18 protein-coding genes are annotated in these 15,028 nt (G+C 70.8%); 8 read left to right on the forward strand and 10 right to left on the reverse strand.

Features of this window, described 5'->3' with window-relative positions:
* Positions 1 to 152: 152 nt before the first annotated feature.
* The 3 genes from FPZ12_RS35795 to FPZ12_RS35805 are packed head-to-tail and all read right to left on the reverse strand — an operon-like array spanning position 153 to position 2,294.
* Complete coding sequence (locus FPZ12_RS35795; RefSeq protein WP_144759789.1) at positions 153 to 857, reverse strand: methyltransferase domain-containing protein; 705 nt, start codon at positions 855 to 857, stop codon at positions 153 to 155.
* Positions 858 to 898: 41 nt separating this feature from the next.
* Entirely contained in the window at positions 899 to 1,615 is a 717-nt protein-coding gene (locus FPZ12_RS35800) for an LON peptidase substrate-binding domain-containing protein (RefSeq protein WP_144759786.1), read from the reverse strand.
* Positions 1,616 to 1,649: 34 nt separating this feature from the next.
* The gene (locus FPZ12_RS35805; protein WP_166463017.1) at positions 1,650 to 2,294 is read right to left on the reverse strand and encodes an NUDIX hydrolase; all 645 of its coding nucleotides are present in this window, start codon (positions 2,292 to 2,294) and stop codon (positions 1,650 to 1,652) included.
* A gap of 106 nt (positions 2,295 to 2,400) precedes the next feature.
* Between FPZ12_RS35805 and nadA the strand changes: the two genes are divergently transcribed.
* From nadA to FPZ12_RS35825, 4 genes are read left to right on the forward strand one after another with little or no spacing between them, the layout of a single operon-like run.
* Positions 2,401 to 3,411, forward strand: a complete 1,011-nt coding sequence (nadA, locus tag FPZ12_RS35810; protein ID WP_144759782.1) for a quinolinate synthase NadA — start codon at positions 2,401 to 2,403, stop codon at positions 3,409 to 3,411.
* Positions 3,408 to 5,051: an L-aspartate oxidase gene (locus FPZ12_RS35815; RefSeq protein ID WP_144759779.1), complete on the forward strand. Its 1,644-nt coding sequence runs from the start codon at positions 3,408 to 3,410 to the stop codon at positions 5,049 to 5,051. Before nadA ends, FPZ12_RS35815 begins: the two co-directional genes overlap by 4 nt.
* Entirely contained in the window at positions 5,048 to 5,899 is an 852-nt protein-coding gene (gene nadC / locus FPZ12_RS35820; protein WP_144759777.1) for a carboxylating nicotinate-nucleotide diphosphorylase, read from the forward strand. The genes FPZ12_RS35815 and nadC overlap by 4 nt, the downstream gene beginning before the upstream one ends.
* A 57-nt stretch (positions 5,900 to 5,956) precedes the next feature.
* Positions 5,957 to 7,258: a sensor histidine kinase gene (locus FPZ12_RS35825; protein WP_243770208.1), complete on the forward strand. Its 1,302-nt coding sequence runs from the start codon at positions 5,957 to 5,959 to the stop codon at positions 7,256 to 7,258.
* Here FPZ12_RS35825 and FPZ12_RS35830 read toward each other — a convergent pair.
* A complete protein-coding gene (locus tag FPZ12_RS35830) occupies positions 7,236 to 8,312 on the reverse strand; it encodes a dihydrofolate reductase family protein (RefSeq protein ID WP_144759774.1) in 1,077 nt (358 codons plus the stop codon). The genes FPZ12_RS35825 and FPZ12_RS35830 overlap by 23 nt on opposite strands.
* Positions 8,313 to 8,328: 16 nt before the next feature.
* Positions 8,329 to 9,390, reverse strand: a complete 1,062-nt coding sequence (locus tag FPZ12_RS35835) for a type VII secretion protein EccE (protein ID WP_243770209.1) — start codon at positions 9,388 to 9,390, stop codon at positions 8,329 to 8,331.
* A 133-nt stretch (positions 9,391 to 9,523) separates the two neighbouring features.
* On the opposite strand from FPZ12_RS35835, the gene FPZ12_RS35840 reads away from it, so the two are divergent.
* Positions 9,524 to 10,144: a LuxR C-terminal-related transcriptional regulator gene (locus FPZ12_RS35840; protein ID WP_144759768.1), complete on the forward strand. Its 621-nt coding sequence runs from the start codon at positions 9,524 to 9,526 to the stop codon at positions 10,142 to 10,144.
* Here the strand turns inward: FPZ12_RS35840 and FPZ12_RS35845 are convergent.
* From FPZ12_RS35845 to FPZ12_RS35855, 3 genes are all read right to left on the reverse strand, one after another.
* Positions 10,141 to 10,530 (reverse strand): response regulator transcription factor, encoded by a 390-nt coding sequence (locus FPZ12_RS35845; protein ID WP_144759765.1) that lies wholly within the window; start codon positions 10,528 to 10,530, stop codon positions 10,141 to 10,143. The genes FPZ12_RS35840 and FPZ12_RS35845 overlap by 4 nt on opposite strands.
* Positions 10,527 to 10,724 carry a type II toxin-antitoxin system HicA family toxin gene (locus FPZ12_RS35850; RefSeq protein ID WP_166463011.1) on the reverse strand — a complete coding sequence of 66 codons (198 nt, stop codon included), beginning with the start codon at positions 10,722 to 10,724 and terminating at the stop codon, positions 10,527 to 10,529. Before FPZ12_RS35850 ends, FPZ12_RS35845 begins: the two co-directional genes overlap by 4 nt.
* 96 nt (positions 10,725 to 10,820) lie before the next feature.
* Complete coding sequence (locus FPZ12_RS35855; protein WP_144759758.1) at positions 10,821 to 11,360, reverse strand: TetR/AcrR family transcriptional regulator; 540 nt, start codon at positions 11,358 to 11,360, stop codon at positions 10,821 to 10,823.
* A gap of 68 nt (positions 11,361 to 11,428) precedes the next feature.
* Here FPZ12_RS35855 and FPZ12_RS35860 point away from each other — a divergent pair, with 68 nt between their 5' ends.
* Together FPZ12_RS35860 and FPZ12_RS35865 are read left to right on the forward strand one after the other, a co-directional pair.
* Complete coding sequence (locus tag FPZ12_RS35860; protein ID WP_144759755.1) at positions 11,429 to 12,196, forward strand: SDR family NAD(P)-dependent oxidoreductase; 768 nt, start codon at positions 11,429 to 11,431, stop codon at positions 12,194 to 12,196.
* A gap of 87 nt (positions 12,197 to 12,283) precedes the next feature.
* Entirely contained in the window at positions 12,284 to 12,559 is a 276-nt protein-coding gene (locus FPZ12_RS35865) for a hypothetical protein (RefSeq protein ID WP_243770213.1), read from the forward strand.
* Here the strand turns inward: FPZ12_RS35865 and FPZ12_RS35870 are convergent.
* Positions 12,489 to 13,151, reverse strand: coding sequence for a VC0807 family protein (locus tag FPZ12_RS35870; protein WP_144759749.1), 663 nt, complete (start codon positions 13,149 to 13,151; stop codon positions 12,489 to 12,491). The genes FPZ12_RS35865 and FPZ12_RS35870 overlap by 71 nt on opposite strands.
* Positions 13,152 to 13,332: 181 nt before the next feature.
* On the opposite strand from FPZ12_RS35870, the gene FPZ12_RS35875 reads away from it, so the two are divergent.
* Positions 13,333 to 14,259, forward strand: coding sequence for a DMT family transporter (locus tag FPZ12_RS35875; RefSeq protein ID WP_166463012.1), 927 nt, complete (start codon positions 13,333 to 13,335; stop codon positions 14,257 to 14,259).
* Here FPZ12_RS35875 and FPZ12_RS35880 read toward each other — a convergent pair.
* The gene (locus FPZ12_RS35880; protein WP_144756619.1) at positions 14,204 to 15,001 is read right to left on the reverse strand and encodes a carbon-nitrogen hydrolase family protein; all 798 of its coding nucleotides are present in this window, start codon (positions 14,999 to 15,001) and stop codon (positions 14,204 to 14,206) included. The genes FPZ12_RS35875 and FPZ12_RS35880 overlap by 56 nt on opposite strands.
* Positions 15,002 to 15,028 lie beyond the last annotated feature (27 nt).

Consider the following 15,028-nt stretch of genomic DNA (forward strand, 5'->3'; position numbering starts at 1 on the left):
CCTCAAGAATTCCCACCCGCCAGCCCGACCACCACCCCCGGCGGACACGCTCCGCGCGACAGCACCCTCACAGCGTCGGAGCTGTCCTCGCCAGGAACCGGTCACCGGCGCGATCGGTCCGTCCACAGTGGACTCACGTCTCGGCAAGAGCTTCAGTCAGGATTGGTGCCCGAAGCCACGAACATCGGGATGGCAAGGAAAAGCCGGTCCTGTTCGGCACGGCGGCGTTGCTCCGCGAGCCACTTTTCGTCCGTCTTTCCCGTTCCGGCCAGCAGCGGTACCGCCGCCGGGCCGGTGTAGATCGCGGTGTGCACTTCCACGGCCACGTCGGTGAATCCGTGGTCCAGCAACAGGTTGCGGTACGAGCGGGCGGCCCGCGGGGAAGCGACGCCATCCGCGCGCTTGTGCACGAGTTCGCGGGTGCGGGCGGGGTCGTCGGAGTCGATGGCGACCAGGTCCCAGTCCTGGCCCAGCAACACGATCCGCCCGCCCGGCGCGAGCACCCGGCGAGCCTCGTGCAGTGCCGGGCGCGGATCGGGCAGCAGGTGGAAAACCTTGTCAGCGCGGTAACCCGTGCACTCGCCGTCCGCGAGCGGCAGCGAATCGGCAATGCCTGGACGGAAATCCAGGTCCGGCCGCCGGGATCGGGCCGCGGCGAGCATCTCCTCCGACGGGTCGAGCCCGATCGCCCGCACGCCCCGCTCGTGCAGTTCGGCGACGGCCCGGCCGGAGCCACAGCCGATATCCACGACCGGCCCAGGCGCGGCGTCGAGCAGTTCGTACGTACGGGCGCGGAGTTCGGCGGCGCCCGGAGCGGCGTCCACGGCGTCGAGACGCTGAAGCAGGTTCGCGGTCATGCCGTCAGCTTTCCGCTTCAGGCCGGCATGAAGTCAAGCCCTCAGTTGAGGCACGCGCGGGTTGTCAGGTGCGGGACCTCCGGCGGCGGCGCGGGGACGGCGTTCAGCGCGGCCAGGAACCCGGCTTCGCGCGACAGCAGCTTGTTGACCGCGCGCAACCGGCGCAGCGGGTGGGTTTCCTCCAGCAGGCGCTGCCTGTCCGGCAAGGGCAGCAGGCAGTTCGCGGCCAGCAGGTAACCCAGCTCCGCCGGGGGCGTCTCCGGCGGCGGGGACGGCCAGGTCTCGTCCTCCCAGGCCGATTCGGCATAACGCCGGTACGCGGAACGCGCCGACGCCGACAACCGCTCGGTCGCCTCCTCGGCGCCGGCGGGGACCGGCTCGTCCGGCACCCATTCGACGGTGCCGATGAGGTACGGCGCGCGGGTCTGGTCGAGGTCGAGCAGCCGGAACCGGCGTTCGCCGTGGGTGACGACGTCGAACCGGCCGTCCGGCAGCCGCTCGCTTTCGCCCAGCAGGGCCGTGCAGCCGATCGGGTGCAGGTGATCGACGGAATCCACCTCGCGCACGCCGGCCGACTTGATCCCGATGATCCCGAAACGGCGCTCCGGCACCGCGCCGCTGAGCAGGTCCACCATCAGCTGCCGGTAGCGGGGCTCGAACAGGTGCAACGGCAGGACCGCGCCCGGCAGGAGCACGGTCTGCAGCGGGAACAGCGGCAGGGTCACCTTGTCGGCTTGAGGCCGCTCCGCATCTCGCACGGCCTACACGGTACTTCGAAAAAGCTTCTCTTGCTCAGCGTCGTTTCGGTGGCGGGCGGAACACGGCGAACGGATCCGTCACCTGAATCCCCGCGCCGGGGAAGGAGAACAACGCGGCGGGACGCCCTCCTGCGCGGCCAGGCGGGGAGGTGTGACCAGTGGGGACCAGCAGTCCGCGCCGCGACAGCACTCGCTGCAGATTGGTCGCGGAAACCTTGTACCCCAACGCCGCGGAGTAGATCTCGCGCAGCGCGGAGACGGTGAACTCCGTGGGCGCCAGCGCGAAACCGATGTTGGTGTAACTGAGCTTCGAGCGCAGCCTGTCCCTGGCGCCCAGGACGATCTCGCGGTGGTCGAAGGCGGTGCGCGGCAGCGCGTCGATCTCGTGCCATTCCGTGTCCTCCGGGACCTCGGGGTCCACGTCGGAGGGGACGAGGCCGAGGAACGCGGTGGCGACCACGCGCGGGCCCGGCACGCGGTCCGGCGCGCTGAACACGGCCAGCTGCTCCACGTGCTTCAGCTGCCGGACGTCCACCTTCTCGGCGAGCTGGCGGCGGATCGACGTCTCGACGTCCTCGTCAGGGCGGAGCCTGCCGCCCGGCAGCGACCAGCGCCCGACGTGCGGATCCAGCGCTCTCCGCCACAGCAGGACGCGCAGTGTGGCGGATCGCACCTGCAGTACCGCCGCCAAAACCTCGTGTGCCAGCGGGGCGCTGCTGTTAATATGGCTTCGCACGGTTTTCGATTGTAAGGCGAAAACCAGTGAGCGGTCCAGGAGGGGCCTGATGTCTTTGACGACTGTGCAGGAGCTCGAGCCGTACACGGGTGTCGAACCCGACCAAGCCTGGGCGGAGGAGGTGCGCGCGCTCGCGAAGAAGCGGGACGCGGTGCTGCTCGCGCACAACTACCAGGCGCCGGCGATCCAGGACATCGCCGACCACACCGGTGACTCGCTGGCCCTGTCCCGGATAGCGGCGGCGAGCGACGCGTCCACGATCGTCTTCTGTGGCGTGCACTTCATGGCCGAGACGGCGAAGATTCTGGCCCCGGGCAAGACTGTGCTGATCCCGGACGCGCGCGCCGGCTGCTCCCTCGCGGATTCGATCACCGCGGCGCAGCTGCGCGAGTGGAAGGCGGAGCACCCCGGCGCGGTGGTCGTCTCGTACGTCAACACCACGGCCGAGGTCAAGGCGGAGACCGACATCTGCTGCACCTCGTCGAACGCGGTGGACGTGGTCGCCGCGATCCCCGCCGACCAGGAGGTCCTCTTCTGCCCGGATCAGTTCCTCGGCGCGCACGTCAAACGCGAGACGGGCCGGGAGAACCTGCACATCTGGGCCGGGGAGTGCCACGTGCACGCCGGGATCAACGGGCCGGAGCTGGCCGAGCGCGCGGCGGCGAACCCGGACGCGGACCTGTTCATCCACCCCGAATGCGGCTGCGCCACCTCGGCGCTCTACCTCGCGGGTGAGGGCGCGGTCCCGAAGGAGAAGGTCAAGATCCTCTCCACCGGCGACATGGTGCACGCGGCCAAGGCCACCCAGGCGTCCTCCGTGCTGGTGGCCACCGAGGTCGGCATGCTGCATCAGCTGCGCAAGGCCGCGCCGGACATCGACTTCCGCGCGGTGAACGACAGGGCCTCGTGCCGGTTCATGAAGATGATCACCCCGGCCGCCCTGCTGCGGTCGCTGCGCGAGGGTGCCGACGAGGTGTTCGTCGACGACGAGACCGCGGCGCGGGCCCGTGCCTCGGTGCAGCGCATGATCGAGATCGGCAAGCCGGGCGGCGGCGAATGACCGAGGTTAGCGACTTTCAGTCGAAAACTTGCGCTTGGGAGGCCCGCGCGGATCTGCTCGTGCTGGGCAGTGGTGTCGCCGGGTTGACGGCGGCGCTGCGGGCTCAGGAGCTCGGTCTGCGCGTGCTGGTGGTGACCAAGGCGGCGGTCGAGGACGGTAACACCCGCTGGGCTCAGGGCGGTGTCGCCGTAGTGCTCGACGGTGAGCACGAAGAGGGCGACTCGGTGGCTCGCCACGTGGAGGACACGCTGACGGCGGGCGCCGGGCTCTGCGACGCCGACGCGGTGCGGGCGATCCTGCACGCCGGGCCGCGTTCCGTGGCCTGGCTGCGTGACGTGGGCGCGCGGTTCGACCCCGCAGCTTCGGGCTTGCTGGCGCGCACCCGCGAAGGCGGGCACAGTGCTTTCCGCGTGATCCACGCGGGCGGGGACGCGACGGGCGCGGAGGTGGAGCGGACGCTTGTCGCCGAAGCGACCGGCCGCAGGCTCCCCGTGCTCGAAGGGCACATCGCGGTCGACGCGCTCCTGACGCCCGTAGGTGACGTCGCGGGCGTAACGGTTCTCGACGCCAACGGAGTGCCTGGCCTGCTTCGCGCTCCTGCGGTGCTTCTCGCGACAGGCGGTCTGGGGCAGCTGTACCAGGCAACGTCGAATCCGGAGATAGCGACCGGCGACGGGCTGGCGTTGGCGTTGCGGGCCGGTGCGCAGGCGGCGGATCTCGAGTTCGTGCAGTTCCACCCGACCGTGCTGTACACGCCTGGCGCGCGTGGCCGTTGCCCACTGGTCACAGAGGCCGTGCGCGGTGAAGGAGCGGTGCTGATCGACGGCGCCGGCGAGTCGGTGATGCGGGGCGTGCACCCGCTGGGCGACCTCGCGCCGCGTGACGTGGTGGCCGCGGCCATCACCCGCCGTGCCGCGGAAGCGCCCGGCGGCGTGGACGATCACGTTTTCCTTGACGCCACCGGGGTTTCCGCCTTCGACAGCCGGTTCCCGACCGTGTACTCGGCGTGCCGGGCCATCGGCGTGGACCCGGCGCGGGACCCGATCCCGGTCACTCCCGCTGCGCATTTCGCCTGCGGAGGCGTGGTCGCGGGCACCGACGGGAGGACGACCGTGCGCGGCCTGTACGCCGCGGGCGAAGTGGCGCGGACGGGTCTGCACGGCGCGAATCGCTTGGCCTCCAACAGTTTGCTCGAAGGCCTGGTCACCGGCACGGCGGTCGCGGAGTCGGTCGCCGCGGATCTCGCGGCCGGGCTGCTCGCCGATCCGAAACAGGCCCGCGCGCCCCGGCCGAGGCTGGCGCCGGTCGCGGAGCGGGACGCGCTACAGCGGGTGATGAGCCGGTACGCGGCGATCGGGCGGGACGAAGAAGGGCTCAGCGTGGTGGGTTCCGTGCTCGATCTGTCCACACAGGACACTCGGCTCGGCACGCACCGGGAGGTCGAGGACGCGGCGTTGACCCTGGTCGCGCAGGCGCTGGTGGCCGCCGCGGCGCGCCGCACGGAATCCCGTGGCTGCCACGTGCGTTCGGACTTCCCGCAGCGGAACGAGGTTGCCTGGCAGCGCAGTCAGCTCATCCGGCTCAGCCCGTCCGGGCAGCCGGTGCTGGCCGATCCGGTGGAAGCGATGGGAGTGGCATGACGGAGTTGGACACGGACGACGTTCGCAGAGTGGTCGAGCTGGCGCTCGCGGAGGACCTGCGCTACGGCCCGGACGCGACGACGGCGGCCACCGTGCCGGAGGACGCGAAGGCGCTGGCGGAGATCGTTCCGCGGGCCACGGGAACGGTCGCCGGTGTGCCCGTGGCGCTGGCGGTTTTCGACGCCGTGCTGGGCGGGAAGTACGAGGTGCTCGCCGCGCGCAAGGACGGGAGCCGGCTCGTCGCCGGGGAGCCCGCGCTGGTCGTGCGCGGCTCCGTGCGCGGGCTGTTGACGGCCGAGCGCACGGCGCTGAACCTGCTGTGCCACCTGTCCGGGATAGCGACCACCACCGCGGCCTGGGTGTCCGAAGTGGACGGTACCGGATGCGCGATCCGGGACTCCCGCAAGACTTTGCCGGGGTTGCGGCTGCTCCAGAAGTACGCGGTCCGTTGCGGTGGCGGGGTGAACCACCGGATGGGCCTCGGTGACGCGGTGCTGATCAAGGACAACCACGTGGTGGCCGCCGGTTCGGTCACGGCGGCGCTGGCGGCGGCGCGCGAGCACGCGGCGGGGCTGCCGTGCGAGGTCGAGGTGGACACTCTCGATCAGCTGTCCGAAGCGCTCGCGGCCGGTGCCGACGAGGTGCTGCTGGACAACTTCACCCCGGAAGCCTGCGCCGAGGCCGTCCGCGTCCGGGACGAGGTCTCCCCGAAGACCCGGCTGGAGGCGTCCGGCGGGCTGAAGCTCGAGAATGCCCGCGCGTACGCCGAGTCCGGGGTCGACTTCCTCGCGGTCGGGGCGCTGACGCACTCCTCGCCGGCGCTGGACCTCGGCATGGATCTGCACTGACGGTCGGAAGTTCCCCGCTGCGTTATATTGCGTGTCAGTAACCACCGGGGGTGGATTTTGGCGCGTGGCGGACACTTCCTGGCCGCACTGCTGCGGCAGGGCGCGCCCGTCCTCGCGTCCACCCCGCGCGACATGCCCGCGCAGGTGGACGACGAGGAGCCGGTCCCGGCGCTGCGCCGGATGGGCGCGATGGCCGCCAGCGAGGTGGACGAACCGCGCGACCCGCTGATGATCCGGGCCACCCGCTACGCCGTGCTCCTCCCGCTGGCGTACCGGATCTTCCTGTTGCCGGTCGTCTGGCTGTCGATGGTCATCGGGAGCGGGGCGGCGGCAGTGCCCACCGTGCTGGCCTGGGTCGGCTTCGCGGGCAACATCGCCAGCGTCGTGTGGGTGCTGCGCGTCCCGGATCAGCGCGGCAGGGTCACCAAGCTGTTGCTGTACGCCGACATCGTGTACGCGCTCGTCGCCACCGTCCTCGTCGGTGACGCGGTGCCCGCCGAGCTGTTCTGGCCCGGCAGCTGGATCGGTGTCGTCTACCTGACCGGCACGGTGGCGCTGTGGACGATGAGCCGTGGCGTCGGCGCCGGGCTTTTCGTTGCGCTGCTTGGCTTCGCGGCGCAGTGCCTGGCCGTGTGGCTGGCGCCGCTGCCGGACTCCGGGGCACACGAGGCCGCCGGTCTGGTGCGCAACGGCGGGTTGTTGCTGGTCGCCGCTGTCACCGGCATCGGCTCGCTCGTGCTGCTGGGCCTCGCGACCCGGCTCGCGCTCGCGATCGGCCTCCGGCTCGGGCACGACGCGGAGCGGGTGCGCACCGAACGAGCCCTGCACGACACCGTTCTCCAGGCGCTGGAAGCGATCGCGCTCTCCAGCGACGCGGACGCCGCCGACCCGCGGGACCAGCTGGTCCGTGTCCGGCAGGCCGCGCGCGGGCAGGCGAACGAGCTGCGCCGCGTCCTGCGGGAGAGCGTCGCGCCCGACGGGCTCGCGGCCGAGCTGGCCTCGATCGCCACGGAGATGGCCCGTGACGGCCTGCGCGCGGAGCTGTCGCTTTCCGACATCGGAGACGACAGGCTTTCCGACGTGCGCCGGGTTGCGGTGCGGGACGCCGCGCGCGAAGCCTTGCGCAACACCATCAAGCACGCGGGCACGCACGAAGTCGTGCTGCGGATGGAAGAGCTCGACGGGGGCGTCGCGGTGATCACCCGCGACCACGGCGTCGGCTACGACGAGGACGAGCGGCCGGCGGGTTTCGGGGTGAGCGAATCGATGCGGGCGCGGCTGGCCGAGGTCGGCGGGTGGTGCCGGATCGAATCCCGGCCCGGCCGCGGCACCCGCGTCACGCTGTGGGTTCCTCGCTGACTCCGGGCAGGTGGCTGTTCGCGCGCCGCACCAGGTACGCCAGCTCCGGGATCTCCACCACTTCACGGCCCGCGGCGCGCAGCAGCTCCGTGCCCTGCGCGTCGACGAACAGGTTCGGCTCGCGCCAGGCGAAGACGACGCGGGGGATACCGGCGTCGAGGATGTGCCGCGTGCAGCTGAGCGGCCGCGAAGCGCGGCTGCTGCACGGTTCGAGGGAGCTGTAGATGGTGGCTTCGGCGAGCCGGGGATCGTTGCCCAGCTTGGCGAGCGCGGCTTCTTCGGCGTGGTCGTGCGGGTCGGTCTCGCCGGAGAAACCGGTGGCCAGCACGGTGTTCCGCGAGTCGGTGACGATCGAACCCACGCGGAACGTGGTCGACGGCGGGCAGTTCTCGGCCAGCTCGGCGGCTTCGCGGAGCCGTGTGAAGTCCGTGGCGCCCTGGCCTGTCAGGTAGCGCAGCAGTACGACGTCCCCGAGCTGCCGGGTTTCCGCGAGCAGCATCCGCCCTTGCGGGAAGCTGCCGGGCCCGACGAAGCGGGGCGCGCCGGCTTCGCCCACGAAGAAGGGCGCGATCACGAGCTGGAGTTCGTCGACGAGCCCTTCGGTGAAGAACAGCGTGTGGATCGCGCTGCCGCCCTCCACCATGAGCCGCTGGATGCCGCGCTCGGCGAGGTCGGCCAGCACCCGGTGGATGTCGAGCGGCTCGCCCGCGTCGACCACCGTCGCCGGCAGTTCGAGCCGGCGCGCCACGGAACTCGGTGCGTACACGAGTTTTTCGACGTCGCCGGTGGTGAAGAAGCCGGCCTCGGGGTCGAGCTTCCCGCTGCCGGTGATGGTGACCTTGACCGGGTTCGGCCCGGAGCGGCTGAGCAACCGCGGGTTGTCGGCGCGGATCGTGTTCGCTCCCACCAAGATCGCGTCGACGCCGCCGCGGACCTGGCCGACGCGCTCGAAATCCTCCGGGCTGGACAGGAGCAGCCGCTCGTCGCTCGTGTCGTCGAGGTAGCCGTCCAGGGAGGTGGCGGCCGAGGCCAGGACATAGGGGCGCTTGCTCACCCCTCGAACGTACTGGTCAGCGCGCGAGCGCGAGTGGCAGGCTGCGCCGGACCGCCCTTTCGTGCAAGCCGTACAGCGGCACCACGCGAAGCGGCAGCTCACGCGAGCGCGGCCGCCTGCGGTTCTTGACCACACGGATGGTCAGTTCCTGGCGCAGCCGCCCGAGGGAGTTGCGGCGCAGCGAGTACGACGTGACCGTGAACGCCGACCCGCGCGCGTACGTGCCGAGTACCGCTGCCGGGTCCTTCTCGCCGACCGGGACGAACCCGGCCTGGACGCTGCCTTCGGTGGCCCACGAGCGCCACCCGTCCAGGACCGAGCCGGGCCGGTCCTCATGCACGCCAAGGGTTTTGCGGAGTTCCGCGGCCAGCTCCCCGGCCTCCAGCACCGTGCCCGAGTAGCCGAGGTCGACGAGCGAGCCCAGTACCCCCAACGCCGCGCGAGCTGTGGCGCGAAGTTCGCCCAGCTCGCCGTTTCCCCTTGCCACGGCGGCGATCGGGGCCTCCGCGGGGCGGTAGCGCACGGCCAGCAGATACTCGCGCGCGTCGCCGTCGGCGCGGACGAGCACCTGCGCTCCGGCGAGCGGGATGTCGGCGTTGTCGCAGGCCTGGCGCAGCGTTTCGACGAGGATGGGAACGTCCGTGGAGCCCGCCGCGTCGAGCCGGATCACCGCCGACCAGCCGTCCCCGATGCCGACCACGCCGAACCTGTTGCCCGCCCGGTCGTGGTGCTGGCGCAGCCGCAGATCGGGCGCCAGCGCGAGCAGCGGGTCCCGGACCTCCCGGCGGTCGTCGTGTTGCAGGAGGCGGAAAGAAACCCAGACCAGCGACCAGTTCGCCAGATGCCGTCCGGCGAACCGGACCGAAGTCGCGAGGAAGACCAGGCACGCCAACGCGATCACCGTGGTGTGCAACGCCGCGCTGTGCCAGCTGAGCGCGATGGCGATCGCGGCGGCTTCCCACGCCACGACCTGGCCGCCGCGGATGGGCAGCAGCGCCGAGGGCAGGCGGCCTGTCCAGCGGTGGCGCGGGTTTCCGGCTCCCGTGACCGCGGGGAGCCGGGCATCGGCTGTGGTCAAGATCGACACCCTTCTGGTTCGCCGGTCCAGGATAAACGGCGGGAGGCCATTTTCTGCCGGTAAAAATAGCCACAGCGCACCGGGTTGCGTGATAATGGCGTGAACCGTTTCCCGTGGCCCGCAGGAGGTCAGCATGTCCGACCGGCCGCGGATCCGGGTGGGCGTGATCGAGGACCATCCGCTGTACCGGTCGGCCGTCGCCCGCGTGCTCAGCGAGGCGGCGGACATCGAACTGGGCGCCGTGGCGGATTCGGTGGGCAGCTACGCGGCGTTCCACGAACCGGCGGACGGGGTCGTGGTGCTGGACCTGAAACTGCGCGGGGTCACCGATGCGGCGGCGGTGCAGAAGGTGGTCGCGCTCGGGCAGCGGGTGCTGATCGTGTCCGCGCACGCCGGGCAGGATGAGGTGCTGCGCGCGATTTCCGCCGGGGCGCGCGGATATCTGTCCAAGGACGCCGATGGTGCCGACATCCTGCGTGCGGTCCGGGAGATCGCCGCGGGCGGCACTTACGTCTCGCCGACGCTGGCGTCGTTCCTGCTCAACGCGCAGCGCGGGGTGAAGAACGTGCTGTCGGACCGCGAGCGTCAGGTGCTCTCGCTGGTCGCCGCCGGTGAGCGGGACGCCGACATCGCCGAGGCGATGTCGATCAGCGTCCGCACCGTGCGCTCGTACCTGGAGCGCATCCGGGACAAGACGGGCCGCCGTCGCCGCCCCGAACTGACCCGGCTGGCAATCGAAGAGGGCATTTCCTAAGGGGTCGAAGATCGGCCGATCAACTGGCTGACCCGTTGCGGCGTAAGGCCCAGCACCACCGCGATCTCGCGACCGGACAACCCTGACCGGCCCAGCAGCCTGGCGACCTCGCGCTGTTTCGCGGCCGCTTCGCGTTGCCTGCGTTCGGCTTCTCTGACCTGAGCGCGAGCGGACTTGACCTGTTCGGTCAGCGCGCTGTCGAGCTGGGGCACGAGGTCCACGTCGAATGCCTGGTCATCGTCGAGATCGAGGGCGAAGGCGATGTACTCCCTGGCGGCGGCCTCAGCCTTGGACAGCGAAGCCACCTGGGTCACTCCGACGTTCTCGATGTGAAGCTCCCAGCCGCGTGCCCAGCGCTTGGCCGCGACAAGGTACGTGTCAGTCACTGCAGCCATCCCTCCCGCAGGCAGCCGAGTTTCTTGATGGTGTCCCGGACAACGCCGGGAGAGATGACCCTGTGGTTGGGGACGATCGCCCGATGTTTCCCGCAGGGGCACACCCATTTCTCGTGGCTCCCGCGAGTTCCGCCGTGGGTACAACCCATCTCGAGAAGCGCACGCCGTACCTCCCGATATTTCATCTGCCTTACCACGGAGGGTAATCTAGCCCCCCTTGATGCACAAGGTCCAGGGGGTCTAGATACCGCTGTCTTCGCAGGTGGAACCCTCTCGTTCGGTCAGTGCTCCGGCACCAGCACATCGAGCGCCGTGGTGAGGCGGCGGTTGCGTTCGGCGGCCGGGAGGCGACGGCCGAGCAGTCCTTCGACGAACACGACGATCGTCTCGACGACGCCGTCGAGTTGGTCGGCCGCCACATGCGGGGCGAGCAGGTCGGTGAGCCGTCGGCAGAGGCTCTGGTCGAACGCCCGCAGCAGGTCGGCCGCTGCCTGCTCCGTGGGCGCGCGCTCGAGCAGGGCCGCGTAGACGTCGTAGATCGCGGCGAAACGGTCGACGCCCCAGCGGATACGGCTGGCCACGCCACCCCGGGCGGGTGGGCCGGAGAAGGCGTCGGCGAACAACCGGGCGCACGCGGCGGTGAACAACTCGTCCCGCGAGGGGAAGTACCAGTACACCGCGGCGCGCGACAGGCCGAGGTCGCGCGCGATGCGGTTGACGGACAGCTCCTCGTGCCCGCCGTTGCGGAGCAGGCCGACTGCGTAGTCGAGGATCTGCTCCACCTTTTCGTCGCGGTCGAGTTCGGTTCGTTTGCGGGGCACCCCATCATCTTGACACGCTGTCTAGACCGCCATATGTTGACAGGGTGTCTAGATGGCGGCGAGCCCTGGTGACCGGGGCGTCGAAGGGGATCGGCGAGGCGATCGCCCGCCGGCTGGCGGCCCAGGGCGTCGATCTGGTGATCGTCGCGCGCGACCGGGAACGGTTGGACAAGCTCGCCGCCGAATGTGCCGGCGTCAGCGTGGAAGTCCTCGACGCGGACCTCGCCGATCCGCGGGGGCTGGCCAAGGTCGAGGCCCGCCTCGCCGCAACGCCGCCGGTGGACCTGCTGGTCAACAACGCCGGCTACGCCCGCACCGGCGCGTTCAAGGCGTTGCCGGTGGACAACGAGGCCTCGATCGTCGCCTTGAACGTGACCGCGTTGCTCCGGCTGACCCACGCCGCTGTCGGCGCGATGACCGGCAACGGCGGCGGCGCGGTGGTGAACATTTCCTCGATGGCCGGGTTGCAGCCGTACCCGCGGATGGCGACCTACGCGGCGACCAAGGCCTTCGTGAACAGCTTCACCGAGGCCGTGCACGAGGAAGCCCATGGCAGTGGCGTCACCGCGACAACCGTGCTGGCGGGGTTCGTGCGCACCGACCTGTCCGCGGGAATGCCCGAACTACGGCGAATCCCGCCGTGGCTGTGGATCACCCCGGACGCGGTGGCGTCCGCGGCGCTGGCAGGAGCGGGGCGCGGCAAACCCGTGGTGGTACCCAGCTTGCGGTTCCGCATGCTGGCCAAGGCGCTGGCGCTCCTCCCACGCCGGACGAAACGGCGCGCGGTCGGACGGGCCGCGCGACGGGCGGCCCGGTTGCTGGACGGAGCGGCCTGACGCGCCTGGGGATCGCGTTGCCGAACAGTGCGGCCGGACGCCATTCCCCGCTGGGCGATCGCGGCGGAGGAAGCCGGTTTCGCCACCGTGGGCACGGTGGGCCGCATCGCTTTCCCCGGGGTGATGGACACCGTCGCGCTGGCCGCGGCCGCCGCCGTCACGAGCCGCTTCGAGTTGCTCTCCCACGTGCTGCTGGCTCCGGTGTGGCCACCCGTGCTGCTGGCCAAGGAAGCCGCGGGCGCCAGTTTCGACCTGGCCCGCGCCGCCACGCAAACCGCTTTTGAAGCGCCTCCTAAGCGGCCGGAACCGGCGCGCCGCCGCCCATGCGCACCGCGATGCCCTCGCCACGCAGCGTTTTCCTGAACCACAGCAGGGAAATCACGATGGCCGCCCCGATCACGCTCCACGAGCCCGCGGTCGACACCATCAGGAAGTTGCCGACGCTCGCCTTCGCGAGGATCCACAGCGTGGTCACGCCGTTGGTCAGGAACACCAGCGCCCACAACAACGACAGCCGCCGGAACACGTGCTGCACCCGCGGATGTTCGGAGAACGCCGCCGGGAACGCGCAGAAGTCGTCGGCGAGCTTCGCGATGAACGGGCGGCCGAACGGCAGCGAACCGACCATCACGAACGCGATCAGAAAATTTTGCAGCGTCGGCTGCAGGAAGTAGAGGAAAACACTCCCCGTCATCAGGCCGAGCACGGTGCGTGCCACGAGGAGCGCCGTGGTGAGCAACAGCACGGCCGGGATCGGCTGGCGCAGCACGGCCCGGCGGCCCAGCGCGAGCAGCGACCACGACAGCGCGGCGATCAGCCCGCCGTCGAAGCTGACCAGCGTCAACAGCAGGTAGAACAAGCCGAGCGGCACGACGGTCGACTCGAGCAGGTGCTTCGCGCCCTGGCGCAGCAGGGACCCGAAGGCGGGCAGGTGGATCGTCAGGTGCGGCGGCATCGAACTCGCTGTCTTCTCGCGTGCCGGGGGGAGCACGGTGCGGGGCGGCGGGCTTGAGTCGACAAATGTACTAGCCGACCCTGTGAGGTCAGGGTCGGCTCCCAGTATCACTCCGGGAAATTTCCGGATCCGGGGAAGAGGTCCGCGGTGCTGTGATGTTCCTGTAAAGGGAGGTGCTGCGATGGCCGGGGAATGGACGAGTCTGGCGATAGCGGTCCCGGCCGCCGTCGTCGGCGCCGCGTTGATGGGGCTGGCTTCGGCCGCGCAGGCCAAGGCGACAAAGCAGGTGCCGCAAGGGAAAACGCTGCATCCGGGGCTGCTCGTGGATCTCGCGCACCGGCCGCTGTGGCTGGTCGGCATCGGCGCGACGATCGCGGGGTTGTTGCTGCAGGTCCTTGCGCTGGGCTTCGGTCCGCTGATGCTGGTGCAGCCGCTGCTGGTGACGGCGTTGCCGTTCGCGGGCATGTTCGCGGCGTGGCTGAGCCGCCGTCGCGCGGACCGCGTTGTCGTGCTGGGGACGTTGATCTGCGTGGCGGGACTGGCGGGGTTCCTGGCGCTCGCCCAGCCGACCGGCGGTTCGAACGACCTGGTCGGCGATGTCGGCCCACTGGCCGTGATCCTCGGACTGGTGGCGCTGGCGGGGCTCGGCCTGTCCACGGTGCTGCGGGGCGGCGGCCGCGTGCTCGGCTTGGCGCTGGCCACCGGCGTTTTCTACGGCGTGACAGCGGCGCTGATGAAAGTGGTCGCGGGTCAGCTACGCGAAGGCGCGGGGGTGCCGTTCACGCACTGGGCGCTGTACGTGGTGTGCGTCGTGGGGCCGATCGGATTCCTGTTGTCGCAGAACACTTTCCAGCAGGGCCGGATGATCTCGCCCGCGCTGGCGGTGATCACCACGATCGACCCGCTGATCGGCGTCGCCATCGGCATCGGGTGGATGGGGGAGTCCGCCTCGACCGGCACGGCGGTGCTGGCCGGGGAAATCGCCGCGGCGGCCGTGATCGTGGCGGGGATCGCTGTCCTCGCCCACCGCAGCAGCCACCTCGTGGCGCCGGCTAGCCCAGCCGCCGGTTCGCCAGAGCCCCGGTCGCCGCACGTGCTTTCCGGGTGACCTCCGGGTCCACGTCCACCACCAGCAGTTCCGGGCCGGGGCCCGCGGCGGCGTGCACGTGGCCGAAGCCGTCGGCCACCGTCGAGTAGCCGATGCCCGTGGGGGCCTTGGGGTTCACCTCGACCCCGGCCGCGGCGGGGTCGGCCTGGCCGCAGCCGAGCACCCAGCAGCCGGAGTCCAGCGCGCGGGCGCGCACCAGCACCTCCCACTGCTCGCGCTTGCCCTCTCCGGCGCCCCACGACGTCGGCACCACCACGGCCGTCGCGTCCTGGTCGCCGAGGCGGCGGAAGAGCTCGGGGAAACGGATGTCGTAGCAGGTGGCGAAACCGAGCGTCACGTCGTCGACGCTCGTGGTGACCACTTCGGTGCCCGCGGCGACGGTGTCGGACTCGCGGAAGCCGAACGCGTCGTAAAGGTGGATCTTGTCGTAGCCGAGGTGCCTGCCGAGCCCGGTGATCAGCAGCGTGTTGCGCACGCGGCCGTCGTCGGACGGGGTGAACATGCCCGCCACCACCAGCACCTCGTGCTCGTCGGCGATCGCGGCCACGGATTTCGCCCACGGCCCGTCGACCGGCTCGGCCAGCGGCTTGAGCGGCACCCCGAAGCGGACCATCGCGGCCTCCGGGAAGACCACCACCCGCGCGCCCTCGGCAGCGGCCCGCGCGACCCCGTCGCGGATCAGGCCGAGGTTCTCCGCCGGGTCGTCACTCGACGTGAGCTGGCACAGGCCGATCCGGAGCACGGCTACCTCCCTGGTCGTGGCTGGCTT

This window comes from Amycolatopsis acidicola, assembly GCF_007713735.2.
Taxonomy (GTDB): domain Bacteria; phylum Actinomycetota; class Actinomycetes; order Mycobacteriales; family Pseudonocardiaceae; genus Amycolatopsis_E; species Amycolatopsis_E acidicola.